Origin of the sequence: Oligoflexus sp. (assembly GCF_035712445.1) — a bacterium.
Lineage (GTDB): Bacteria > Bdellovibrionota_B > Oligoflexia > Oligoflexales > Oligoflexaceae > Oligoflexus.
Map to the genome: position 1 here is coordinate 1 of NZ_DASTAT010000017.1, position 22,171 is coordinate 22,171.

The window sequence follows — 22,171 nt, forward strand, 5'->3', positions numbered from 1 at the left end:
TATGTCGCTTCATCCGAAAACTTGAAAAATACCAAACGTGAATCTGGTGAAGATACCTCGGTCGGATAGGTGGTCACTGTAACCGGATTCCCTGCTTCGTCTTGATAGCTGACTTCTTTAACGACCTTGCCCTCGCCAACGTACTTATAGAGGGTCAAAGGTTTCAGTTCGGTTTCGCCAGCCAGAAACAGACCAGTCGAGTTCGGGCCGGTCACAAAAAGCTGCGATGCATCAGAAATATCCATGCTGCCGATCCGCACAGCTGGTCCAGCAGTGGAACCGGAACTGTTTGAATCCTTACCGCAACCAGTTATCAAGGCTGTTGAAAGCGATATGATGATGATCTTGATGAATCTGGTCATACTTTGCTCCTGCCCAATCTTGCTTTGGTGGATCATGCTCAAAAGACATGTCATGTTCTTTTCGTCCTTCCATCACCAGTTTCCCAAAAAACTGGCTGGCGCGTACCAATTTGCGCCTCAATCAAGCCCCCATTCGGCATTCTTGTGGAGAATCTAAATTATCAGACCTCATGAGGTCATGCAAAACAAGTGACGCACCTTAAATTCCCTACTACTTTCAGGTAATTGGGGGAACTGCTATGAGTCTTGAAAAACTGGTAGCAAGAAATATTGTCCGAATCAGGACTGAAAAGGGCATCAGCAAACAGGAATTTGCCAAGAATCTCAAAGTGGATACTGCAAGGCTCCGAAAGATCGAAAAGGGGTCAAACCTTACGCTTGGAATGATTGAGCGGTTGGCGAAGCAGCTTCATGTTCCGCCTGCAACTCTGCTGGCAAAACCAGGAACAACTGAGGATGACCTTCCAAAGACGAATACATTGGCCACGGCCGCACTAGAATTGACCAAGCAAGCATCAGAATTGTTGGAAACACTGATCAGGACACGAGAGTAAGAGCGCTGCTATACTTTCGCTTTGATTCTGTCTTTCAGGCCACAGGCCGCTAAAAAGCGGCATCCACTGCATGATTCAGGAATGAACTGCTTCCGATGGCTCTGCTGGCACCATGATCTTCCACTTCGTCTCAGCTTGCCGCCAGCGAGAATGATTGCCCGTTTTGTTGGAAGATAGCGGGTAGATTTTGTGTGAAAAATAGTGATACTTCCTGATGCCTTCAAAAGGCCACAGGCGGCCATCTCAAGCCCGACCTTCGTGAGACTCATGTCCGATCCAGCTAACGACGCCGCAGCGTGAACATGAAGGACCGTGAGATCGCGGTAGCCCTCCTTGAGCAAGCCCATGACCAGAGCCTTCATATTTACCGCTGGAGGATGCTGAGCCGCCCGCGCTGGATAATATCTTTCCAGATCAAGAGTCACGCCACATAGAGAAGCCAGTGCCCTCAGCCCGATTGTTATCTCTGCGAAGCGTCCATGGAAGCGCTTATCAGAACTGGCTTCAGCAGCCGCGATCCTTAAGGTTTGAAACACGTCTTCGGTCATCGCAAGAGTATGGAGGTCGTCACGCAGGGCCTGGATCTCAGTTTCGTCGATTGTGGCTGGTTGGAAACTCATGGCTGGCAAAAGGTTGATGCGTAAGAGCCTGCTGTTGATGACATCATCACCTGCCTGGATGCTGGTTAGAATCCGAATCCCAAATAAATCGAAGGGAAAAGTTTTGCCACGGATCGTCAGAACCTGGAGTGCGCTGGCGGCCTTGTACGCTACGAGCAGACCCTGTCTGAGTGGCGAAGGTTTGGAATCTGATATAAGTTCATGGTCGTCCAGGACCACAGTTCCCCTGTTGTCTGCGATGCTTCTGAAAATTGCAGAACTGGAAGCCTTTCCGAATGAAGCAACCAGTTCGCCGGAAGACCCATTGAAACTCAGTTTAAGGATGGCCACAGCGCCAGCTGATTTTCCACTCCCTGCGTTTCCCGTCAGGTGAAGGTATGGAAGTGCATGGAATTGGCGTGTGAAAAACGACAGAATTGCGAAGGCGGCCATCAGGTCTATGGCGCTTTCATCAGCGTAGACCAAACGGCCCAGAATGGATTTCGCGTGCTGAAAGAGAACAGGAAACGTTTTGGCGACACTTTCGCGCTTAACAAACCGGCGAATCGATTCATCGGACCAGCTTCTGAACGTTGGGATAGCCAACCTGCGTATTGTGGAACCATCGCTCATGTGAAAATCGTCCTTTGTCCTGCTCACCACATGCACGAGTTGTCGATCGGATCTGAGCAAAAACGTGGTGGTTCCTTTTTCGGTATTTCTCTGAAATACATAGTACGCATGGCCTTGATGAATTGTCCCACAGCCCACGTCCTGCAGTATGGAACTCTCACGGCTGTCCAGCAGGTCCATCGATTCCATTGAATCCTTCATGTCTCACTCCCGTTGATTCTCCGAATAGCCGCGTCGAGTCTGTCTGATTCGTCGGCGAGATTATAGTGGCGCTGAAGCGTCTTTACACTTATGGCCAGAAGATTGGCTGCTGTCTCAGACCCAAAATTTTTCGCGCAGAACGTGGCGACTACATGCCGGGTTTGGTGAATCCCAAGCCGTTGCTTCAGTACGCTATACGTGCGCTTACGAATGGCTTTGTACAAGGCATTGTGGGAAATTTGCTTGCCAGAAATCGAGACGAAAAGAAATTCGCTATCATCGTTTCGGTGATTGAGGTACTGCTGAATCAGCGCCATAGTATCTGATGGCAGCTTGAAACCAAGACCCTTCCGCGTTTTCATACTGGAACCTGCGATTGATAGAACATCATCATAGAGATCAGATCTTTTTAGCGAGCGTATTGTGTTCGATCGAAAAGGCGTATTCATCAGTAGATGAATGATAGCTTTGTCACGCATTTCTATAAGACCGTGGCGTGCCGTTGCAGAGCATTCTTGAAGGCAGTATTCCTTCAAAAAAGTCCTAAAAGATTCTGCACGGGATTTGATGTGAGGTAGGGGTTTGCTGCTGGCAACCTTTGAAAGTCGTCGCAGAAAATTCCTGTGACCACCGGTCTCTTCACCCGCGACGTTGAGGATGGCTATTATAGTCTTCAAAACATGCACGTCGTAATGTGATGTACGCCCACGAATTGCAATCGTCTTGTTCAGAACCTCGCGCACGCTGTTGTGATCAAGGTTTATCATGTCGATCCTTTGGGTACCAAAGAATGGGTGTTTAGTGATAAAAGAATAAAATGCCTGCAAGTAGGAAAGAGCAGAATTGACTCGCATCTCGCGGTCGCTCGACCACCTCTCATAACCGCGCCTGAGAAATTCCTGGAGAGCTTGTTGAACCTTCGGCGTTGTGTGGGTGGAAACGTCGGCAATTTTATTCTGCAAGTGTTCTTCAAAACTCTGCATTTTCCCCTCGCTTCCCTGTCGATCCATTTTTATCCATAGTCGGCAAAATCCAAAATCGCTAAAATTTCTTGGTCACAACCTGGCATAAGGCCATCAGTTTTACCAGTCCCGCCAGCAACTATTTGCAGAGTAAAGAGGCCTTAAAACCAGAGTGAGCCTACCATCGGGCAGATGGTCAGCCTAAAATTCGTCTCGCATGGTCGATATGAATGCAGCGCCTGATTTTTCGTTGGCCGGAAATCTAATTTATGTCCTCAGTGCTTTTAATGGTGGTGCCGATCAGGTAGAAAACGGGAGGAACGCTATGGGATTTCTTGTTGGAGCTTATCTAATTTGGTTGGTATCAAGAGTCGTTTACGCGTTTTTCTGGGGATACTTTACTGCGAAGCGACTCCAGAAAATGGCCCGCATCCAGCGACAGGAACACCAAAACTGGGCAGACGATGACATCGTTACAATTGATGTCACCGGAGCCAACATCAAGAGGATGCTGGAACGATGAAGAAGGTAGCGATATTCCACGTAAACCAGTTGAAAACAACCCATACTGCTCTTGCTGTTGCCGACCTTACGTTTCCTGATCTTTGCAATTTTGACCCTCTTTTCAAATCATCTGTAATGCTGAAGGAATTTTTTCAAAAACCAGAAGTCGTCTCTATCATGATCATGCTGTACGAGAAGCCATCGGGAGAATGCAATAGATTTGTTGGCGCAAGCACCAAGGAATGGCCGGACGATGAGGCCATCAAACGCAGCGCTATTGAGATGGCTGAGGCAAGGCAGATCAGGCTCACCTTTCACGACTCAGCCGCTCTGCGGAAAATTCTGCCGATGAAGCGAGAAGATCGAGAATACCTGAAAGCCCTATTAAGGAATCCAAACCTGCGAGATTGAAAATGCCAGAAAGAGTTGATGAAGGTCTCAAAATTTTAAGTATCAAAGATCATCTGATCACCTTTGAAATGGATGGAGTTCCGTGGCAGGTAAGTCTCAAGCGCTGGAAGAAGCAATGGAGGCAGCTGGAGGACCAAGATCTTTCAAAAGCAAGATTCAGGGATGGGATGCTGGAGTTGCCTTTGCTTGACGTTCGGATTCCGATCAGCTTTCTGAAGCGGCTTGCGACGTGGAAGCCACCAATGAAAATATATTCAATTAAAATCGTCGCCGATTGGATCATTGAGGCCACGTTTGACGATGGAACTACCAGGCGTGCCGACGTGCGCGACATCCCATTCTCCGGGGCTTTTCTCCGTATCAAGACGGATCTGGATTTCTTTTACACTTGCCACGAGGAGGGCCTGTTCCCGTGTTGGGGCGATCTAACGCTGGATTCAGATTTCCTTCACAAAAATTCCAAACCTGTCGAGGAGAAAAAATGAAAACCCATGTTGTGTCGAATCTCGTAATCGATGGACCAGTTTTCTCCTTTCAACTCGACGGAGAAAATATGCAGGCTGATCTCCGTGACTGGCCTGATCTCTGGAAGCAGCTTTCAGGTGCGGACCTTTCAGGGGCGCGGCTGATGAGTGATGTAATTCATTTTCCAGATCAAGACATTCACATCGAGGCGGTGGACCTTCTAATTTTGGACAAAATCGGCGAACCTGGGAAACTGGACGTTATCAGTTCCACCACTCAGCCAAATGGAACAATTGTTACTCAGGGCTTTGTGTGGGAGGAAGGGTTCAGCTACCGGGAAAAGGAATTGATTGAAGTCGAGGGCATAATAGTGACAAGAGTGAATATTGTGCCGGACAGCAAGAACGAGGTTCCTCCGCTCTACTCCCTTCCGATGTTATCCAGTTTCGTAGATGATTCAAAACCAACAGAGATATGGTGCCAAGGCTTTCGATACTACAACAATATCCATAAATGGAAACCTTCTACCTGAAGGACTGATGGATGCAGGAATCAATAGAAACAAGGTGCGACGAATGCGTGTGAAAGAAATGTTAATACGACTAAAGGGAGAAGCGCCTATAGAACGGGCAAGGGCCAATAGTTCCACTGATGTTCAGGATGAATTCCGCACAGAAAGGGGGGCAACATTGATCGACCTTGATGATGAGATGGGCTTTGCAATGTCGGCTTTGGATGAAAGTGATACCGGGTTGCCAGGGTTGGTCATCCTGGTGTTCGATGACAGATATATTTCAACGAAGCCCCACCACGAGCCTCAGATTTGGGTCACCACGGCGGAATCAACGAAAGTGCTTGCACGCATCAGCATCGAGACCGTTCCTCATATCCTGGACGGCAACCTTTCAGATGAGGTGCTGGCCGACGTGAGAAGATTTCTGGTTAAAAGCAAAGACGTGCTGGTGGCCTATTGGAACGGAGGGGTGAGCACGAAGAAAATGCTTGAGGGTATCAAACCCGTGACTGATGGCGAATAAGGCGCGGGACAGCGGAGTCAGTCCCTGGAGAGGAGCGATCGTCCTATGAAACCCTGGTGAGATTGAGAAGCCGGCAACCGCGCTGATCGTCATATGGGAGTGGTCCGTGGCTCCCGTAAAATTTTGTCAGCCTTGTCCGGGTTTTGTAAGAAGAGAGCATATTCACCCTCGGTGAGTCCGAGGAATTCAAAAACGGATTCGTAAGTTTCTGCAATGTGCCACTGGCTAACAAAATCGGGAAAATCAATCGCGTTGAGTTCGTGGGCTTTGAATCTGTCGAAGAACTTTTTCATTTCTATTCCTCCATGGGGCTTTTCGGCACAGACGCTTTGATCCTAAACTGCCCTGCCAACAACCTAAAGGAAAACGAATTTACTTCAACGACTGATGGGACACGGGAGCGGGTAGGTCGTTCTGGGATTCTGTTCTCCTCAAAGCCAACCAAAGCGAACACTCATCCAAAGGCTCTGTCGGAACATTTCCTTCAATTTTCTTGTCGTTCTCAAGAGTTCCACCGCGCCAATGGTTTTCCTAAGACATAACGGAACACAAAATGTCCTTGGAAGTTTTCCGTGTCCAGTGGCAAACCCACCTCGTGAATCAATAGTGGAGGGCGATAAGTAGAAAATTTGGAAGTGACTCTATATCTGCAACGATCATGGGCTGATGCACTGCGCCTCTTTGCTGGTCAGTTTCCCTTGCCACAAGATAACGGCGAAAACGATGTCCTGGGCAATCGTCTTCTGTGCGGCATACGGGAGCTTGCTGATGCCATTGATGAAGCGCTCGCTGGACCAACGACGAAGGACGAGCATGAACTGTTGCCTATACCAGTACCAGTAGATTGATGCGGCCTGACACGCTTCTGTGATCGCAGGACACAGACCAGCGCCGCGTGCGTTATCCAAGGCCACAAGTAAGCCTGTTGCCTGCTGCGCCAGCCCGGAGGGCAAAGTGCGGAACGGCAGACACCATAAGTGAGATGTCCAGCCTGTAAAACCCTTCACAGTGTTTTCTTTTTTCCAGTTAGCCCCGCCAAGGCCGAAGGACTGGCGTGGGCGTCTCCTCCTCCTTTTCATAGGAGTAGAGAAGGAATAAAGGCTTAACCACGGGGTTTTGAGGGTGAGATAACAGGTGGCTTCTGTCTTTTCACAAGGGGCTTCAAGGGAAATAACCCCTGGGCTTCTTCATAATTGGAATATTCCTGCCCTGGATTACTGCAATCGAAATGGAACCCTAAGGGTTTCGCCTGTCTCCTACCTCAAAGAGGTCTGCATCCACTAAAAGCACAGCATGGTCGGAGACAGCCCCATCGGTGCCAGCCACCCTGAGACCACTTATCTCTGTCACATACTCAGCCCGTAAGAGCCGAAAGTCCTTACTGATGAAAGCATGATCAAGACAGGTCTTCTTCTTATCTGCTCGTGGGAAAAAACTGAATCCCGTTGAAGGAGTGGCAAGGGAAAATCCAAGCTCAGACAGTTTTTGAACGGGATCAGACCACTTCCACTTCGGAAACCTCCGATTCCTCGAATCGACATTGAAGTCCCCGATAATGACCAAAGGTAGTTCACGGACAGAAGAAGCACTTGCCAAAACCCATTCCCACCACAAAAAGTGGTGTTCCTTTTTTACAGGTAAAGGAAGCCTGACGCCAAGAATCTCAATCCCGACAGAAGGAAGTCGAACATGCAAGGCGTTGGGTGTCATCGCTTTCATAAGTGAGGGTGCAACCAAGTCCCCCTTGGTCAACGGAAACCTGGATGCGATGAAAATTGTGTTATGACCACGTAGGTGTTCAGAGATAATGGTGAAAGGATAGCCGCCATCAGAAAGCGCCTGATAGAAGGCGGTTCGGGATTTTCCAGGCACAAACTCTGTGATAATCATAACGTCCGCCTCTAACGCAAGCAGAGCTTCGATCAAACCACTTCTGATGGGGACTTCTTTGGTTCGGTGGTTCACATTCCAGGTAATGATGCGCATGGCAGTTCCAGGCAAAGGATCGCGTTATTGGTTTTATTGACCAAGGCACCAAGAATCGGACTATAGACAGTTCTTCACCAAACAGGTCAGCGCCAGGAACAGGTCAGCATCAGGAAGATACTTTAAGCCCTCAGATGGTGCGAGCCAAGCCACATTTCTGGCAAAAAGTCAGACCAGAACTTCAAGTTCTTCAACAATTTTCTGGCAAAGGCTTGCAAAAGATTCTACGTCTTCTGCGTAAAGATCCAACGTGCGTCCTGTTTCTGAATTCGGATCGTGAGCTTGGTAACTTTCGTCAACAATCCCAAGGTTGTGGCCTATGACGTGGCGCTTTCGAGAAAGAATGTTTAGCTGGTTTCGTTCAACGTCCGTCATAACTCTATATGGATCATGACCCAATTCGTGGAAGAGTTTTTCAGCGCGTTCCGCATTCTGAAAAGCGTTCCCAACCTTCCTCTTTTTCTCCCATCTATCAGGATGACGTTTCTTCAAGATATAAAGAAAAACGGTTTTTTGGTACATTTCAAACGCAGACAAAACATCCTCATGGGCGTTTCCAAGGAGCCTATAAGCATATTCCCGTTGCCCCTCATGGCTTCTCGCTTCGGCGTCATTGATTTGCTGAGCAACCAATTCTAGCTCTCTGGAAAAATGCACCATGAGGTTTTTTGATCCACAATCGGGACAGAATAGTCCAACGGCAAATATGCCGTACTTGCGGGTGCAATAGCTGCATGAAAGGTTCCGAAGCAAATCTTCGCGGTAGGCGCTTGGTTCTCGAACTGGAGGACTTATCAGCTTCATCTCCATCTTTATGAAGCTGTTTCTTTTTTGTACTCGGTTAAAATCTGCTGCCATTTTGGACAAGTAGTTGGTGATATCACGCTGCAAAGCTGCAGTAATCTTTCCTTTGGCATACTCGTGATCCACTGGATCTATAAAATCATGGTCGTCAGCATCAATCCCGCAGTAAGGGCAAGTGCAACCACTGGTCCCCGGTTCCCTGCGTGGACTCAACGAGGCATCTTGGTTTGATGCGTCCCCAGATAAATCGCCAAGCAGGAAACGCCGTGGTGTGCAGCTGGCGTTCGGGCACCTCCTCAAGGTCATGCCTTCGGCACTTTTAGGTGCAGAGACAGAGACGGTCATTTTGTTGGAAAAGCCGGATTTGGAGAGTCTCCTGAGGTTTTTGAAATCTATTTTGCTCACTTGCTTCACCTCTTTGGCAACACCGACGGTTTTTTCGTGGCAGGCGTCCACTTTAAAAGGCGCCCTTCAGGGGTACAACCATAAATCACCATAAAATGGATGGAGCATTCTCCAGGAAAGACGTTTAGATGATGTTTGGCAAAAATCCCTATCTGAATGCTATTTGTGGACCAATCGACCATTAAAGCAGTCGCTGGCCAATATTCTCATCTTACTGATAGCTGCTAACTCCATGAGAGATTGCTTTTCACAGTAGCACTTGTATGTGTGGATCTGTTCATTAGGGTTCTGCTGGTTATTCACTCAACTTCAGAGGTGCGCCATGCAATCAAGCCCTTGTCGGGAAAAGTGGACTTCAGTCGGCATCGGCAGAACTATGCCTTGGCCTCCAGTAGAGGTGAGAACGGACTTCCAGGGTTTTCTCGTTTGTCTTGCTGCCTGAGACTGACTCCAACCTGCCCACGCTTGCGGTTGAACATGACTCCAAGGGCATCAGTTCTGTGGAGTCGTTCAAAGCGCCGCGTGTTTGTTCAAAGCCACGAGTAAGCGGTCCAAATCAGGAACCTCAGGTCTGCTGAGGTGATCCGACTCAGCATCCAAATTATCACATCTTGATTCCTGAGTTCCTGACTACTAAGGTCATGTCAAGCCCCCACTTAATGAGAAGTGACAGCATCTCAGATTCAGTGAGGCTATTTTTCTCTGCGAGTTTCTTCATTTGGATAGCACTGACATCGTCTAAAGAAACAACATACTTTGAAGAGGAGACTTGATTTTTTCTGCTGACAACGGGCATCCCTTTTGGGATCGGTTCACCGTTTGGCAAGACAACATATTTCATATGCCGAAGATGGTCAAACCAGCTTTCGGTTTCCGTACCCGATGTGGTTCCAGCCCTCCGCATCAAATCAAAATATCCAGGACCAGGGACTTCCGTATTCTTTCCAACGACAACTGATGATCTCCAGGGTCGATCCAGGCTAACGTCTTCCGCAGTAAGCGCCATCAAAGCCAGTCCTAGACTCCGATGCCGAGGGTTATTGAGACCAAGACTGGCTGACAAACTCTCATAATCGACGTAAGCGCGAGCGGATACAGCTTTATCCAATATGCTGCCTGTTTGTGTGATATATCCGGGCATCTTAAGCGTTTTGGGCAATTCCTTTGCCAGTTGGGTAAAAATCAACTTCACTTCTGCTGAAAATTCCATTTCTATTTACCCCTAAATTTAGGCGTATAATGATTCTAATATACTTCCGATCATGATTGTGTCAATCGGGAAAAATTCTTTGATATTATTGTATTATTTTATATAACGCCTAATTTATAATTTTTTTGAGAAAACCATAGACATTTTTTTAAGGCCGTTTTACTTTGCAGCGGCTTGTCCGCCGAGGAATGGAACAAGCGTTTTAACACCTTGCCCAGGAGTTGTAGAACGCTGTGTGGCAACGGGAATACCAGAGGATGAATTTCGCCGCTACGTCGTGCAACCCTCATAAACGGAAACGAAATGCCAAGGGAAACCCTTCTTTTTCTAATCGATGACTACTGGGTAAACATAAAGTGCCGGAGAAGCCTAAACTCACTTCTTGGCGAAAAACAATATCTCAATGCAACGCTTCACCTGATTGAATATGCCTACGAACGAAACATATCTGGGGCAGCCAAAAGGTATCGTGAAATTGCGAGTGACGCTGTGAAACGCCACCTTACCGGTCGGCAGAGATGGTCCGAAGGTTCTGAGGAGAAGCTGTGGAAAGCCTTTGAATCGCGTTGTAAAAAGCCAGCTGGTAACAGAAAGGCAATCAAGCGAAATCCTTTAGTAGACCCTCTCCGCCCCAGTTCAAAGACCAAGGTGAATCTGATAACGTTCATATGGAATCTGAAGGAAGACAATACTGTGGCAAGCTGGGCATTCAGCCTTATATCTGCGGGGAAAGCCAGAGAGGCTTACCGAAAGCTGAAAACAATATATGGAATTCGGCACAAAATCGCAGCGTTCTATCTGCGGGATATTTTTTGGCTAGGCCATTCTTTAAATCCCCCTTTGAAAATGAAAAACCCTGTAGACGCCAAGTATTTGCAGCCTATTGATGTTTGGATACTGCGGGCGACGAAGGCCCTTGGGGTAAAGAATCCATCAAGGCAGGACTGTATTGAAGCCATGCTTGCGATTGAAAAAGAATACAATCTGCCGTTTGGTGGTGCAAATATTGCATTTTGGAATCTCGGGGCCACTTATATTGGTAACGAGAAGGACTTTAAGGTAGTAGTGAGCCAGCTGTTTGGAAAACAAAACCATTCAGATACTTCGAGAGTGGAAAACGCTATCCAGTACATGAAACGCGTTTCAAAGTTTGAAAAGCATATTTCTGACTCTTTTGCGCGAAAAAGGTTGTCCATCTAAATTCCGTCTGAATCCAGCTGTAACAACTTCCAGAAGGGACCTAGAACAGTGCCTATCGTCATTCCAGAAGTGGACCAAATGGCTGCTGACCTTGGCCAGGACCTCCTGCTGGTCGATTTCCAGTCAGAATCCGACAAGCGCAAGTATACTTATAATCGGGATGCCCGCGACCTGTTCTTGGCTTGGCTGAAGCAGCACCCGCAAATCCGTTTCAAAGAGGCTTATCCACCACTTGATCCCGGAATCATCATCTGTCCTTATCCCGGCACCATAGCGGTCGTGGCCTGCAAAGAAAAGCAGCCAGACATCTATTCATTGGTGGTCAAAGCATGGGAGAACCCGGACGGCACTCCAAAGCATCCACCTACCGTGCTGTATATCGTTGAAAAAGGTTTTCGCACGAAGAGGTAGAATGCCCTTGAAGAGCGATAGGAACCGACATCTTTGATCGCTCAACTTTTCCAAAAATGGAAGATCATTCATGGGCGCAGGCTTGCGCTATAAATATGGGCATTCAGCTTTCCTGTCTGAATGGGCGTTCCTTAAGTGAAGCCGTGAATGAATGAGTTCTAAAGGCTGTCGGATGTGATATCCGTATCCAGCTTTCCAAAGCGGTTTATGCTAAAATATCGAATAAGGACTGTACTCAGCATGCTGAAAAAAGAAGATCTGCTCATTAACATTGGGACATGTCTTGAAAAGAATCTCGTCTCCGAGGAAAAACGCCGCAAAGTGATATCACGAATCGCAGCAGGTGCAGCATTTGAGTCTTGGCTATCAATTGAAACTCGACTGGCAATCGAAGAAAATCGAGTTGAACTTCAGCTTGATAGCATAATCGAAAACCATGGTCATTCACACTTTCGCTTTGGCGTCGATAATGAGCTAGCGAAAGTGGATCTTGGTATAGTCGAATATTCTTCCAAACCAATGAACTGGGATTGGCTGCTAGCATTAGAGTTTAAGTTGTTGCACAACAACAAGAATTGGCCGAAGCAGTGTGCTGGAATTTTTTCCGATATTTTCCCAGATCCATCGTCCAAGAAAGCGGAAATCATGCCTCGGATGGGGCGTTTCGCTATTGTTGGGGTTGTAGGCAAAGTATACCTGGAATTCGCAGGTGGTTATCCAGGACAAAGATCCGACCTTGAAGAATGGGAAAAGGAAGTCTGGTCTCATCTCTATTCCCTGACAGACAGTTTTGGAAATAAGTTGAAGAGTCTATGGTCCAGCCACAAATTTAGACTGGATGGCTCTGATTTTCTGGTCAAACCGACTGATGTCCAGCACTTTTTTCAATTTCATATCATCGGATCGGCAGCACCCGATTAACCTGTCACTCAGAGATCTTTTCAATGGTTGAACGGTGTCCAGCCCGGAATCCTTTGGTTGCGGACAGCGTTTGCCGAATGCTTTCTGGTAGGACTATGATCGCTGCTACAACCCCTAAAAAACAAGTGTCGGCTACCGCTCTGAAAAAACGTATCGCCCGACAGCAGCCGAGCGACACGATGAGGTGGGATTGTCATTACAGACAAAAGGATTCAGCAGCCGCTCCGGTTGGAAGCGACCAGCAGAGATCGAACTGTTTTTTTACCTTAGCGAGGAGTGCGGCGGACGCACAGAGATCCACTCGCATCTTTCATTCAGAAAATGAAGCTCAAATTCCCCAGCAGAAGCGTGGCTCCGACATCCGTCGCCTTTGATTTGGCATCTCTGATCAGCGATTTCACCCCTGAATAGTATCGGGACGGGTCAGCTTCATCAGTCGTCAGCCAGGAATCCTCCGGCTCGTCATATTTGTGCAGAACCTTTCCGTGTGATGAGAAAGGAACGGATATCCCAAGCCAATCGACTCCGGCTTTGTACCAGCTGCCAGACCAGTAGTTCCCGATGCCTGCGTACAGGCTATAAACAGTGCTATCGACTTTGACCTGACCACGTCGCATGAGGTTCTGCTTATCGCTGATGTCGATCCGCCCTACGCTTTTCTTTTGATCCAGTGCGCCGGTAACGGAGAGGGTTTCAAGCACGCGGTACCGGCCAAAGGCTGACAATTCATCGGAACGGGTTTCGCTTCCTTCAAAATAAAGGCGTGTAGACTTGAAATCTTTTTTATACGAATCCACGTCCTCTTCCAAACCGGAAAACCACCTGACGCCTGCAGTGAAACGATCAGAAACGTCCGCAGATAGCCCAAGGCCAGCGCCGACTGCGGAGTTGTAGACACCCAGGTATGCGTCGGGGGACAAAGTGATGTGCTTGTTGGTCTCGATGTCAGTGCTTCTACCTTCTGATGCCATGACTACAAGCGATACAAGAGCTATAACAATTTTTGAAGCTTTCACGGAAGACCATCCTGCTCAGGGCATCATTGCGAGAACGATGCCCAACAATTTATTATTCGATTCGGGATTGTTCACAGCAGTATTGGCTTCGCACGCTCATCCGCTTCCTTGAGGATCTGTTCTGGAGTTAGATCTCGCTTATCCCAAAAGATAAGATCGGAGGCTTCTGGATATGCAGTGCTTAAGTAATTCATCATCTCCTGGTTTTTTGCATCAGAACCGTATCCGCCGTTCTGAAATTTTTTCACGATTTCGAGACATTCACTGTAGGATGGTTTATTTGCCATAATGGTAAACTCTCTCCAATATTTCTTTGTGAAATCGTGGCGTGACTATCGCCATATTACTCATATCGTAAACACTGCCACCAACCCGAATCGGTGTGATATGGTGTATTTCATAAAGTCCTCGTTCACCGACGGCTTGAGTTTTTGCTGCGAATGGAGCGTTCCCGCCAGCCATCAGCGTCTTATTGGAATTAGAGAATTCATTCGCATACTTTGTCTCGGAAACCGCCGTCCAAAACTTCTCACGAAACTGATCGAAATCTTTAAATGACTTACCTTCAAGTTTCGCGGCCACTTCCTGAGGAATCAGGCCAGCATTCCCTTGAGTTCCTCGCATCATTTTCTCGGAGTTATACAGCGGCCTGGAATTCGTCGCAACACCAGGGGTCTTTCTTGGTCCCTTCGCGGATAAGTCAGCGGTTTCTTTAGCCGCGCTAACTGTGTCAATGCCTTTGGCGACGCTTCCACCCTGATCAACGCCCTGCGCAACAACCATTAAGTCTTTGATATCGTCGACGGACCTGGCTCCAGTCTTTGCGGCAGCTTCCAGAACTTCCACGGCTTCTTTACCAGCCTGTGTGATCTTTTCGCTTTCCTGGGCTGTTTTGGCTGTCGTAGCCATCACGCCGATCATGTTCCCGGCTTTTGCGAGTGCGCCAAATTTGGCAATTCCACCCGTAAGGGCACCTGCGATTGCCATCCCGCGCTCGAACTTCGTCAGTTCCTTGCCGGTAAGCAGGTTTTTGCCGGTAATGGATTCATAAACGTCTTTTGCCCAGCCCACGCCTGGTGTCAGCGATAATGCAGCATCGGCTGCGGCCATCCCAATTTCGTACCAAGCGTTGCCTTCAACGACATTTCCGGCTCTGTAGCTGATTTCAGCCTCATCGAGCGCCGCATCTCCAAAATCAAGAAGTGTTTTTCGCACCCCGTAGTCGGCTGCATTGGGGTCAAGTTTTCCTCTCGCATATTCCAGGTATTTTCGCCCGTTCGCCACTTTCTGATGTTCAGGATAGATACCATCACCGCGTCCTTTGCCCATTCCATCAAACACAGATGGATCTGGAGTTGGAATACCGTCGAGAATTCCGCGCGTGCGGGTGTTGTAACGTCCGCGAAATTCTTCCAAGTCTTTCTCGCGCGAAGCAATGCCAAACTCTTTCCAACTCTCTTCCAGTAAACCCCAGCTTTCCTCAGCAGACCGCCTGTCGTCTGCAACGGCAACGCCATAACCTTCAGCCTGTGCCCAGAGGTTTTGCATTTCATTGAGGAGACGCTTGGCCTCGCGCTTCTTGCGTCGATTCTCTGCATTATTGCCGTTCAGTTCATTTTTAAGGCCATCCCAGCCTTTACCGATTTCGTGCCCCCAATGGGATAATGTGTCACCAACACCTTTGAGAGTACCGCCGCTGCCGCCATTGCCAGGCCCGTGTCCAGGATCATTCTCGGGGTTCAGTCCACTTCCACCCAAACCACCAGGACAATTTGCAGCACCATCGCACGCATCATTCGCTGGCTGGGTGGAGTTATCGTCATTGCCAGAGCCGTTCTCTGAACCAGACCCGGGCCTGGAGGTGCCGCCCGGATTCGGATTGTCTTTGTGGCAATCAATCGGGACAATCGTCCCAGTGCAGTAGTTTGTACTACTTTCTTTTGTTACATGGATGCTGCATGAACCTTTCGGGCAGTGTTTATCATAGTCGGCCTGATCCGCCGGAGTCCATGCTCTGCATGAAACGATTGAGAGCAGAAAAGTCATCAATATCAGCAATTGTTTCACGATGGTTTCCTCGTACAGGTAATTACGGTACTCATGTATCTCTTCTCACTCACGCGATAGTTTTCCAGAGTATCCACACTCGACGCCTGTTCGAGAAAGTCGTTATAAGCAGCAAGGCATGCAGAGGTCAGCTTCTCGGGGGTTGCGACGATTCGGTTTGCTGTTGCTTTCTGTGAAGAGAGAAAACCCTGCCATCCTTTGGTTTCAAGGCGTTGAAGGCGGGCTTCGATCTCATTGATGACAGAATCCATTCGGTTTAGATAGTATTCACCGGTATCAGGGAATGGTTCTATTGCCACCAGCATCTGTTCTTTGAAGTTCTGAGCACTAATCAGATCGGCAGCAAGGATCTGTCTTGCGGCTTCAAACTGCTGATACACTGACAGGACCTTGTCACGATTGGGTTCAAACGCAGTCCAGGAGTACCAGTTCTCAAATTTGGCCGAAAGGCGATTGGCACGCAGGATCGTATCGATCTTTCCGCCAAGCGTGGATAATTCATCAACGAGTCGGGCGCTGTAAGCATCTTCAATTTTGGCCCGGATCGCCGTGTACGTATAATTGATGAGATTCTGGCGGGCAGACTTCGCGGACATGATGTGCCTATAGATCAGGTTCACGTCTTCGGAAAAGACGATGAAGGCCGACTCAATCTTTTTGACCGCCGGTGCAACATTCGCATCCTTACATTCATCGCCTACAAGCCACAGCGCCTCATCTTTGGTTCTGTTATAGCTTTCCGCGAGATCGCGCTGCACATTTTCGATGAATATGAGCAATTTGTACTCATTCTCGGAAAGTCTGGCTATGGCCTTGGCAGCCTCGTTATAGTCATGGTCCAGAATTTCCAGCTGGGATCGCATCGTGGATGCGGCACCCGCAGTCTGAATCGTCCTATACTTATTCGCAAGGTTCTTCACGACATCGAGTGACTGATTGTATTGTGTTTCGAGTGAAAGAAAATTCCGCCATATATTCAGGTCGGAACTTTTTAGGTCAAAATGCTCGATGTCTGCTGAGGCAGCGACAAGCAAGGGCACGTTTCCAGCCGGTCTGCGGAACTTGCCAATGAATGCCGACACCGCTTCAGACAGGAGACGTGTGCGTGACACACACTCAGCAATCCGTTTTATCTTCGGAAGGCACTCATCCCGCATCTTTTTGACAGCTGCATTTCCTGCTGACAGATCGCTTGGCATCGGGATTTTGCACTCGGGGATTTCAGGTTGTTGCGCAAAGCCAGGGGAACCCAAGAGGAAGGCTGAAAGTATAATTTTCTTCATTGTTTTGACTCCAGGACGGACTGTTTCAGGCCATCAAGATACTGTTTTCTCTCAGCGTCTTCTTTGGCAACGACATCGCCCAACAGCTGATTGATTTCAACGAGTTTGTCATCGAACCAGCTGACCGCAAAGTCGTAGGCGAGTTTCACCGAACATGTTGACTTGAATCGATTGAAGACTGCAGGATTCATGCTTTCTGGTTTTGTCAAAGTCTTGATCGTTTGGACTGTATAGGTCTTGCAATCAAGATCGCCAGCAGTGATTTTAGGCGGAACAGCTTCGTTTGCTGATTCAGCGCATGTCCGTGAGGACTCCGCGTAGTCATAGCTGAAGGCATTCTTGAATTTCACCACAAGGTCATTGAAAACATCATCATATCCTTCGAGATCCTTGTACTTCTCGATCAGACAGATGAAGGAAGCTTCCTGACGGAATGAGCCATAGAGATCCGCCTGCTTTGAAGGCAGTGAAACGGAGTTGATTGCAAGACTTCCGTATGTAGCATCGATGAAAGCGTCTATCTCTTCGGGAGTCTTGTAAAAGGAGCAGCTGTTGTGCAACTCTGCGTCGAATTCTTCGCTGCGGCACTTCTTGGGTGATTCTTTCCCGTGAGATTCTGCCCGGCAGGGCTTATAAACCTTGCCAAATTTCTCCATGGCACATGTGGCTGCAAACGGTTTCGCTGTGCACGAAAGCCCTCCATACCAACTCGAACCCATGGTGTTAACGTAAGAAAATTTGCAACTCCAAAAGGCGGTTTCACGCTTGTCGTTGCCTGGGTTCAAATCGGGAAGCGTGTTGCCAAGGATCTTTTGGATGTCCTCCGAACCCTGCACCGTGCTTCCGCCTTTGAGGCTCCACCAGGCAATACTCCATCCGCCGGAAGCCTGCTTGGTCAACTCCGCAGTGATTTTCCTACCACCCAAATCAGATCCTGGGCAGGAAAGATCGGCACCTTCTTCATAGCGATCGAGTTCGCAGGCATTTGTCTGCTTTTCATAGTAAACCCAACCGCAAACGTCGCCGTCATATCGCTCCTCATAAAGCTCTACGCCGCATAAAGCATTGCGTTCGGTACGAAGATTAAGGGCGGCCAGTGCTGATGTGGAAACTGTTGCCAGCAGTATCGTGCATAATGAAACTCGAAGCATGTGATGGAGTCTCCCGTAGAAAAACCGTTCTGGTTAACGTCGGAATACGAGACCCTGAAAGCGTTGGCAATTGCTTGCGGTCAGTGATTCAAAAATAGTTTTTTGAAAAATCATTTGACGAGTAAACGCAATGCCTGTGGCAACAAAACCTTCAGTGATTCAAAGAGAGAGAAATTGATTCACGTTGAGCGCAAGTGGGGCAGAAGGCGCTATTTCTACGGCCTCTGATTCATTTGAAAATAGCCGAAATCAGTTAAACAACGCGATGGACACGGGATTCGCAAAGAAAACTTTACCCATCGCGGGTCACAGGCGGTTTCCCGAAGACTGTGATCATGGTATCAAGTAACGGCAAATTATCAGTGGGAGTGTCTCATAATGGCTTCGATATGCGATTATTTGCAATCGAGATTGAAAGATTATATAGCCCAGAAGCATGAGAGCGTGCGTTGGTTTGTGACACACAGTGGTGTGAGCTACAGCACGATCTACCGGCTTTATAACGGTGAGCAAAAAAAATTATCGTTTGCCAACGCAAAGGCGATTCTCAACTTCATTTCGCCTGCTGAAGCTGCCAGTATCCTTGCTGACTTTTATCCTGACGAAGCGAGTGGTCTCGGAACAGCGAAGGGTGCAGATGAGCTTGCGGCGATCCTTGCCGATGATCTTCCGCTTTACAAAGTGTTTGCATTTGCTGAGATGGCAGACATCGGACGGAATGAGGTAAAAGAGGAGTTCGGGAGACAGGGTTTACTGCTGCTGGACAAGCTCGTCGATCTGGGCATCCTGATTGAAACCGGATCAGGGTTTAAAAGCACCTTGGAAGGCCGCGCTCATCCGCCTGAAGAAGTGGTTAAGAAAACCGCTATACACCATTTCCATATGGTGGCGCTCAGTGAGCCAGGTTCGATCATCGAAGATATGCGCGAGGGCTTGAGTGATGAAGGTATACGCGATCTATATGAAGCTGTGGAAGAGCTACGCACTAAGGCTCTGAAAATTGCAGCTGAAAAGAAAGGCAATCGACTTGCCGTTTTGTCGGTAATCGCTGGGCCAGGGAGTGTGAAATGAGGACTGTCATGAAATATATCACGAGTCTGTTGATCGGCTCATCCGTAGCTTTCGCAGGTGGAAGCCAAGGCGGTGGGACGCCACCTGCACGCGAGCAGCTTGAATTGCTGCTGAATACCGACAGGGAATTCAGCAATCTGGACGGCGGCCTCTTCGACAATGGCGCTGGAGATATTGGACTTCTGACACGCGGCAAGCTGCAGCCTCAGATGCTGGTGAGTGGTGGTTCCTCCGGTGGCGGGACTCCTCCACTGGATGGAATGCTTGGCGGTGGCAGCGGGGGTGGAATTCCTCCTGCCCTCAGATTATCCAGTAATGATGTCAATATCCTGCGCGACCGCGTCAAACCCATCGATGCCGTTGGCTCTCTGGGCCAAAACCTGTCATTCGATGTACTGGCAGGCGAAACGCTGGACTCCGTGGTTCTGAAAGATCGACGGGAAATAGCCCGGGCGGCTGTGAAGCAGTAAAAATTCTGTTTGCCAATCAATTGAAGGCGGGGGCTGGCTCCCGCCTTTTTATTTGCCATGGATCAGCTAACAAGTATTTTGTGAATCGTTTCAGAACTCGTTTAATATGTAGCCGTCGTTATTTACACCCTTTGTGTCTTCAGTGCCACCCCAAAAGATTAACGCTGTTCCGGTACTGACAATTGTCTGATAGGCGGGTTTCCAAGAAAGATTAATTGATGCTGAGGCCCAAGAGTTGGAAGAGAAATTAAATACTGACCCAGTATTTTGCCAGGCCGACGTAATCCCACCCCAAATTTGCAGATTTGCCCCGTCCCACACATAACTGTAATACTGTCGGTTTTCTGTCGAAGGGGAAGAAGTCAAGGTTCGCCATTGATTTGTTGTAGGATTGTACGCATAAGCATCAAATTTCCGAACGTAACTTCCATCCATTCCACCCCAAACAATCATTTCTGTTCCAGTCCATACGACCGCAGGTTCGGTTCGAGCGCTTGGTCCATTCGTCATCGACAATGAACTCCATGTATCCAAACTGGGATCGTAAATCCCCCCGTCACCAAAAGGACTATTTTCACTTGCACATCCGCCAAAGACAATCATTTTAGATCCCGTCCATACCATTCCATGTCTATTCCGAGCGCTAGGTGCATTCGTTGTCGAAATGCTTGTCCATGACCCATTCTCAGGATCATAAATCGATCCGGTATTCAGACTTCCTGTGCTACTATTGTAGCCTCCCCAAATGATCATCTTGTTCCCAGTCCAGATTGCTTTGTGCTGCCATCGCGGTGTTGGACTGCCAGATGCGCTGATAAGGCTCCAAGTTCCTGCCGAAGGACTATAGATGCCGCCGTCGCCCAAATCATCAGAGGTGGTAGTGGTTCCTCCCCAAATGATCATTTGAGAACCTGTCCACACCGCCGAGTGACGTTCCCTTGCTGACGGTGCCCCACTACGTGATACGGATTGCCAGCAATTCAATTCAGCAGATTTACTTTCAATTGGACTTTCAAAGCCATCCTTGTCCTTAAACTTCACGTAAAACGTTTTTGAGCCGCAACTGGAATAATTTGCTGGAACTGAAATCTGCTTTTGAGCAGCAATCGCCTCCCATGAAGCTCCTGAAAATGTTGAAGAAGTAGAAACCATCATGGCAGTTGCATTGGTTGGTAGGGCTATAGCCGATAGAGTGAATGTGCTGTTTGGAGGTACTACCGATGCGACTGAATATGAAGGACTGAAAAGTGTGGTGCCGTCAGAGAATATGTCTATGGTTACGGTATCACTGTAAGGGGAGCTTTCAAGGCCATTAGCATTCGCAAATTTAACATACAGCTTTTTTTCACCTTGGCTGTCGAATGTATATTGCATGGAACTTTTTACTGGTTTCCACGAAGCCCCTTCAAAGGTATTTGATTCCGAATATTTCATTAGCACTGCGTCTTCTGTCGCACCAACTACTATACTAACGGTTCTGGAGTTCGCTATGGCCGCACCATTTTCAATTACAATGAGACCTTCCGCGCCGGTTGATATCACCAGAGTGATATCATCCAACTTTGTTTCAGACGATTCTGTCACATCAATTTCTTCAACCTGCCCTCTGTGGTAGCCATCTTTTTCAAAATAGAGATTGTGCGTCCCAACCGGAACTGCGCTGAAGGCAAACCGCCCCCCTGAATCTGTTTTGGCTATATAGTCGGTGCCGGGAATGTAAACGTCAATGCCAGCATGGTCGGTCTGTTCATTAAGGAGTGCGCGTCCCGTGATTACGCCAACCTTTGGCAAATCAATTTTTCCGCCATCAGTTTTTACTCCATTCAATATTTTGGATTTTTTAACCCGAATGCCACGATCTTTTTCTTTTTTATCGAGCGAAAGGCTGGCATCGGAACCATTTCCTGTGATGATAATGTCAAGCTGCCCAGCTGGGATATTGTTGATGACAAAGGACCCTTCGGTCGTCTGTTCGACTCGTAACACACCCTCGTATCCAACCACATATCCACCCACAGAGCAACTGTCTATGGTATCGGGCAAGGTAAAAGCAAACTGTCCCGCAGCGGCAGGGACAGTAGGAACATCTATCGGAGCCGAGCAAGATCCTGTTTCGGTAGAACCTTCAACGGAGCCAGATTTTGATCCACTTCCACACGAATTCAATGAGAGACTGAGTATTAATATGAACGCATTACGCATTGGCTTTTTACCTCTGCGATCAAAATCGGTGAAATTTCCGAGAAGTTTAGTCGGGTATTGGTTAAGAATTTCTGGTTGGAGAACAACTAAAAACATAAATAATATTATGATATTAATTAGTTTCTTTAGAAAGGCTTTAATGATTTTAAGCTTGCTCATCAAATAATGCTCGCAACCTGCTGGCGGTACTTTGGTAGCCGATGTCTGCAAGTGATGCGTGCACCTTAACGTTCAATTTTGAGGTCG

The 22,171-nt window shown here is 48.1% G+C and carries 25 protein-coding genes; 11 read left to right on the top strand and 14 right to left on the bottom strand.

Annotated elements, in window-relative coordinates; translation table 11 throughout:
- Positions 1 to 362: hypothetical protein (locus tag VFO10_RS02690; protein ID WP_325137133.1), on the bottom strand; the 362-nt coding region annotated here is incomplete at its 3' end.
- A 239-nt stretch (positions 363 to 601) separates the two neighbouring features.
- Here VFO10_RS02690 and VFO10_RS02695 point away from each other — a divergent pair.
- Positions 602 to 916, top strand: coding sequence for a helix-turn-helix transcriptional regulator (locus VFO10_RS02695; RefSeq protein WP_325137134.1), 315 nt, complete (start codon positions 602 to 604; stop codon positions 914 to 916).
- An 8-nt stretch (positions 917 to 924) separates the two neighbouring features.
- Here VFO10_RS02695 and VFO10_RS02700 read toward each other — a convergent pair whose 3' ends face one another.
- Positions 925 to 2,349, bottom strand: a complete 1,425-nt coding sequence (locus VFO10_RS02700) for a hypothetical protein (RefSeq protein WP_325137135.1) — start codon at positions 2,347 to 2,349, stop codon at positions 925 to 927.
- Positions 2,346 to 3,332: a site-specific integrase gene (locus VFO10_RS02705; protein ID WP_325137136.1), complete on the bottom strand. Its 987-nt coding sequence runs from the start codon at positions 3,330 to 3,332 to the stop codon at positions 2,346 to 2,348. Before VFO10_RS02705 ends, VFO10_RS02700 begins: the two co-directional genes overlap by 4 nt.
- Before the next feature lie 196 nt (positions 3,333 to 3,528).
- Here VFO10_RS02705 and VFO10_RS02710 point away from each other — a divergent pair, with 196 nt between their 5' ends.
- Genes VFO10_RS02710 through VFO10_RS02730 form a run of 5 tightly spaced genes read left to right on the top strand, consistent with a single transcriptional unit; the run spans position 3,529 to position 5,728 of the window.
- Positions 3,529 to 3,834 (top strand): hypothetical protein, encoded by a 306-nt coding sequence (locus tag VFO10_RS02710; protein WP_325137137.1) that lies wholly within the window; start codon positions 3,529 to 3,531, stop codon positions 3,832 to 3,834.
- Positions 3,831 to 4,226 (top strand): hypothetical protein, encoded by a 396-nt coding sequence (locus VFO10_RS02715; protein WP_325137138.1) that lies wholly within the window; start codon positions 3,831 to 3,833, stop codon positions 4,224 to 4,226. Before VFO10_RS02710 ends, VFO10_RS02715 begins: the two co-directional genes overlap by 4 nt.
- A 2-nt stretch (positions 4,227 to 4,228) precedes the next feature.
- A complete protein-coding gene (locus VFO10_RS02720) occupies positions 4,229 to 4,711 on the top strand; it encodes a hypothetical protein (RefSeq protein ID WP_325137139.1) in 483 nt (160 codons plus the stop codon).
- Positions 4,708 to 5,223: a hypothetical protein gene (locus VFO10_RS02725; RefSeq protein WP_325137140.1), complete on the top strand. Its 516-nt coding sequence runs from the start codon at positions 4,708 to 4,710 to the stop codon at positions 5,221 to 5,223. The genes VFO10_RS02720 and VFO10_RS02725 overlap by 4 nt, the downstream gene beginning before the upstream one ends.
- Before the next feature lie 7 nt (positions 5,224 to 5,230).
- The gene (locus tag VFO10_RS02730) at positions 5,231 to 5,728 is read left to right on the top strand and encodes a hypothetical protein (protein WP_325137141.1); all 498 of its coding nucleotides are present in this window, start codon (positions 5,231 to 5,233) and stop codon (positions 5,726 to 5,728) included.
- A gap of 89 nt (positions 5,729 to 5,817) precedes the next feature.
- On the opposite strand, the gene VFO10_RS02735 is transcribed toward VFO10_RS02730, so the two are convergent.
- The 5 genes from VFO10_RS02735 to VFO10_RS02755 form a co-directional block, all read right to left on the bottom strand.
- Positions 5,818 to 6,021 (bottom strand): hypothetical protein, encoded by a 204-nt coding sequence (locus VFO10_RS02735; RefSeq protein ID WP_325137142.1) that lies wholly within the window; start codon positions 6,019 to 6,021, stop codon positions 5,818 to 5,820.
- A 363-nt stretch (positions 6,022 to 6,384) separates the two neighbouring features.
- Positions 6,385 to 6,735 (bottom strand): hypothetical protein, encoded by a 351-nt coding sequence (locus tag VFO10_RS02740; protein ID WP_325137143.1) that lies wholly within the window; start codon positions 6,733 to 6,735, stop codon positions 6,385 to 6,387.
- A 229-nt stretch (positions 6,736 to 6,964) separates the two neighbouring features.
- Entirely contained in the window at positions 6,965 to 7,714 is a 750-nt protein-coding gene (locus tag VFO10_RS02745; RefSeq protein ID WP_325137144.1) for an endonuclease/exonuclease/phosphatase family protein, read from the bottom strand.
- A 168-nt stretch (positions 7,715 to 7,882) separates the two neighbouring features.
- The gene (locus VFO10_RS02750) at positions 7,883 to 8,974 is read right to left on the bottom strand and encodes a hypothetical protein (RefSeq protein WP_325137145.1); all 1,092 of its coding nucleotides are present in this window, start codon (positions 8,972 to 8,974) and stop codon (positions 7,883 to 7,885) included.
- A 553-nt stretch (positions 8,975 to 9,527) separates the two neighbouring features.
- Positions 9,528 to 10,133 (bottom strand): hypothetical protein, encoded by a 606-nt coding sequence (locus VFO10_RS02755; protein ID WP_325137146.1) that lies wholly within the window; start codon positions 10,131 to 10,133, stop codon positions 9,528 to 9,530.
- A gap of 303 nt (positions 10,134 to 10,436) precedes the next feature.
- Here VFO10_RS02755 and VFO10_RS02760 point away from each other — a divergent pair, with 303 nt between their 5' ends.
- The 3 genes from VFO10_RS02760 (at position 10,437) to VFO10_RS02770 (ending at position 12,665) form a co-directional block, all read left to right on the top strand.
- Positions 10,437 to 11,333 carry a hypothetical protein gene (locus tag VFO10_RS02760; RefSeq protein WP_325137147.1) on the top strand — a complete coding sequence of 299 codons (897 nt, stop codon included), beginning with the start codon at positions 10,437 to 10,439 and terminating at the stop codon, positions 11,331 to 11,333.
- Between the two features lie 78 nt (positions 11,334 to 11,411).
- A complete protein-coding gene (locus VFO10_RS02765) occupies positions 11,412 to 11,744 on the top strand; it encodes a hypothetical protein (protein WP_325137148.1) in 333 nt (110 codons plus the stop codon).
- Positions 11,745 to 11,984: 240 nt separating this feature from the next.
- On the top strand, positions 11,985 to 12,665 hold the full coding sequence (locus VFO10_RS02770; RefSeq protein ID WP_325137149.1) for a hypothetical protein: 681 nt from the start codon (positions 11,985 to 11,987) through the stop codon (positions 12,663 to 12,665).
- 314 nt (positions 12,666 to 12,979) lie between these two features.
- Here VFO10_RS02770 and VFO10_RS02775 read toward each other — a convergent pair whose 3' ends face one another.
- The 5 genes from VFO10_RS02775 to VFO10_RS02795 form a co-directional block, all read right to left on the bottom strand.
- Complete coding sequence (locus VFO10_RS02775) at positions 12,980 to 13,681, bottom strand: hypothetical protein (protein ID WP_325137150.1); 702 nt, start codon at positions 13,679 to 13,681, stop codon at positions 12,980 to 12,982.
- Positions 13,682 to 13,752: 71 nt separating this feature from the next.
- A complete protein-coding gene (locus VFO10_RS02780) occupies positions 13,753 to 13,968 on the bottom strand; it encodes a hypothetical protein (protein WP_325137151.1) in 216 nt (71 codons plus the stop codon).
- A complete protein-coding gene (locus tag VFO10_RS02785; RefSeq protein ID WP_325137152.1) occupies positions 13,958 to 15,748 on the bottom strand; it encodes a pre-toxin TG domain-containing protein in 1,791 nt (596 codons plus the stop codon). Before VFO10_RS02785 ends, VFO10_RS02780 begins: the two co-directional genes overlap by 11 nt.
- Positions 15,745 to 17,031, bottom strand: coding sequence for a hypothetical protein (locus VFO10_RS02790; RefSeq protein WP_325137153.1), 1,287 nt, complete (start codon positions 17,029 to 17,031; stop codon positions 15,745 to 15,747). Before VFO10_RS02790 ends, VFO10_RS02785 begins: the two co-directional genes overlap by 4 nt.
- A complete protein-coding gene (locus VFO10_RS02795) occupies positions 17,028 to 18,182 on the bottom strand; it encodes a hypothetical protein (RefSeq protein WP_325137154.1) in 1,155 nt (384 codons plus the stop codon). Before VFO10_RS02795 ends, VFO10_RS02790 begins: the two co-directional genes overlap by 4 nt.
- Before the next feature lie 378 nt (positions 18,183 to 18,560).
- Here VFO10_RS02795 and VFO10_RS02800 point away from each other — a divergent pair, with 378 nt between their 5' ends.
- Positions 18,561 to 19,253 carry a hypothetical protein gene (locus tag VFO10_RS02800; protein ID WP_325137155.1) on the top strand — a complete coding sequence of 231 codons (693 nt, stop codon included), beginning with the start codon at positions 18,561 to 18,563 and terminating at the stop codon, positions 19,251 to 19,253.
- An 8-nt stretch (positions 19,254 to 19,261) separates the two neighbouring features.
- Entirely contained in the window at positions 19,262 to 19,723 is a 462-nt protein-coding gene (locus VFO10_RS02805; protein ID WP_325137156.1) for a hypothetical protein, read from the top strand.
- Positions 19,724 to 19,813: 90 nt separating this feature from the next.
- Here the strand turns inward: VFO10_RS02805 and VFO10_RS02810 are convergent, their stop codons facing one another.
- Positions 19,814 to 22,084, bottom strand: a complete 2,271-nt coding sequence (locus VFO10_RS02810; protein ID WP_325137157.1) for a Kelch repeat-containing protein — start codon at positions 22,082 to 22,084, stop codon at positions 19,814 to 19,816.
- Between the last annotated feature and the right edge of the window lie 87 nt (positions 22,085 to 22,171).

Excerpts from the sequence above, each read along its gene's own strand:
- VFO10_RS02735 (WP_325137142.1), bottom strand. The coding sequence starts at position 6,021 with ATGAAAAAGTTCTTCGACAGATTCAAAGCCCACGAACTCAACGCGATT.
- VFO10_RS02755 (WP_325137146.1), bottom strand. The coding sequence starts at position 10,133 with ATGGAATTTTCAGCAGAAGTGAAGTTGATTTTTACCCAACTGGCAAAG.
- VFO10_RS02700 (WP_325137135.1), bottom strand. The coding sequence starts at position 2,349 with ATGAAGGATTCAATGGAATCGATGGACCTGCTGGACAGCCGTGAGAGT.
- VFO10_RS02745 (WP_325137144.1), bottom strand. The coding sequence starts at position 7,714 with ATGCGCATCATTACCTGGAATGTGAACCACCGAACCAAAGAAGTCCCC.
- VFO10_RS02695 (WP_325137134.1), top strand. The coding sequence starts at position 602 with ATGAGTCTTGAAAAACTGGTAGCAAGAAATATTGTCCGAATCAGGACT.
- VFO10_RS02760 (WP_325137147.1), top strand. The coding sequence starts at position 10,437 with ATGCCAAGGGAAACCCTTCTTTTTCTAATCGATGACTACTGGGTAAAC.
- VFO10_RS02715 (WP_325137138.1), top strand. The coding sequence starts at position 3,831 with ATGAAGAAGGTAGCGATATTCCACGTAAACCAGTTGAAAACAACCCAT.
- VFO10_RS02720 (WP_325137139.1), top strand. The coding sequence starts at position 4,229 with ATGCCAGAAAGAGTTGATGAAGGTCTCAAAATTTTAAGTATCAAAGAT.
- VFO10_RS02800 (WP_325137155.1), top strand. The coding sequence starts at position 18,561 with ATGGCTTCGATATGCGATTATTTGCAATCGAGATTGAAAGATTATATA.
- VFO10_RS02770 (WP_325137149.1), top strand. The coding sequence starts at position 11,985 with ATGCTGAAAAAAGAAGATCTGCTCATTAACATTGGGACATGTCTTGAA.
- VFO10_RS02795 (WP_325137154.1), bottom strand. The coding sequence starts at position 18,182 with ATGCTTCGAGTTTCATTATGCACGATACTGCTGGCAACAGTTTCCACA.
- VFO10_RS02710 (WP_325137137.1), top strand. The coding sequence starts at position 3,529 with ATGGTCGATATGAATGCAGCGCCTGATTTTTCGTTGGCCGGAAATCTA.
- VFO10_RS02805 (WP_325137156.1), top strand. The coding sequence starts at position 19,262 with ATGAAATATATCACGAGTCTGTTGATCGGCTCATCCGTAGCTTTCGCA.
- VFO10_RS02730 (WP_325137141.1), top strand. The coding sequence starts at position 5,231 with ATGGATGCAGGAATCAATAGAAACAAGGTGCGACGAATGCGTGTGAAA.
- VFO10_RS02725 (WP_325137140.1), top strand. The coding sequence starts at position 4,708 with ATGAAAACCCATGTTGTGTCGAATCTCGTAATCGATGGACCAGTTTTC.
- VFO10_RS02765 (WP_325137148.1), top strand. The coding sequence starts at position 11,412 with ATGGCTGCTGACCTTGGCCAGGACCTCCTGCTGGTCGATTTCCAGTCA.
- VFO10_RS02790 (WP_325137153.1), bottom strand. The coding sequence starts at position 17,031 with ATGAAGAAAATTATACTTTCAGCCTTCCTCTTGGGTTCCCCTGGCTTT.
- VFO10_RS02780 (WP_325137151.1), bottom strand. The coding sequence starts at position 13,968 with ATGGCAAATAAACCATCCTACAGTGAATGTCTCGAAATCGTGAAAAAA.
- VFO10_RS02705 (WP_325137136.1), bottom strand. The coding sequence starts at position 3,332 with ATGCAGAGTTTTGAAGAACACTTGCAGAATAAAATTGCCGACGTTTCC.
- VFO10_RS02810 (WP_325137157.1), bottom strand. The coding sequence starts at position 22,084 with ATGAGCAAGCTTAAAATCATTAAAGCCTTTCTAAAGAAACTAATTAAT.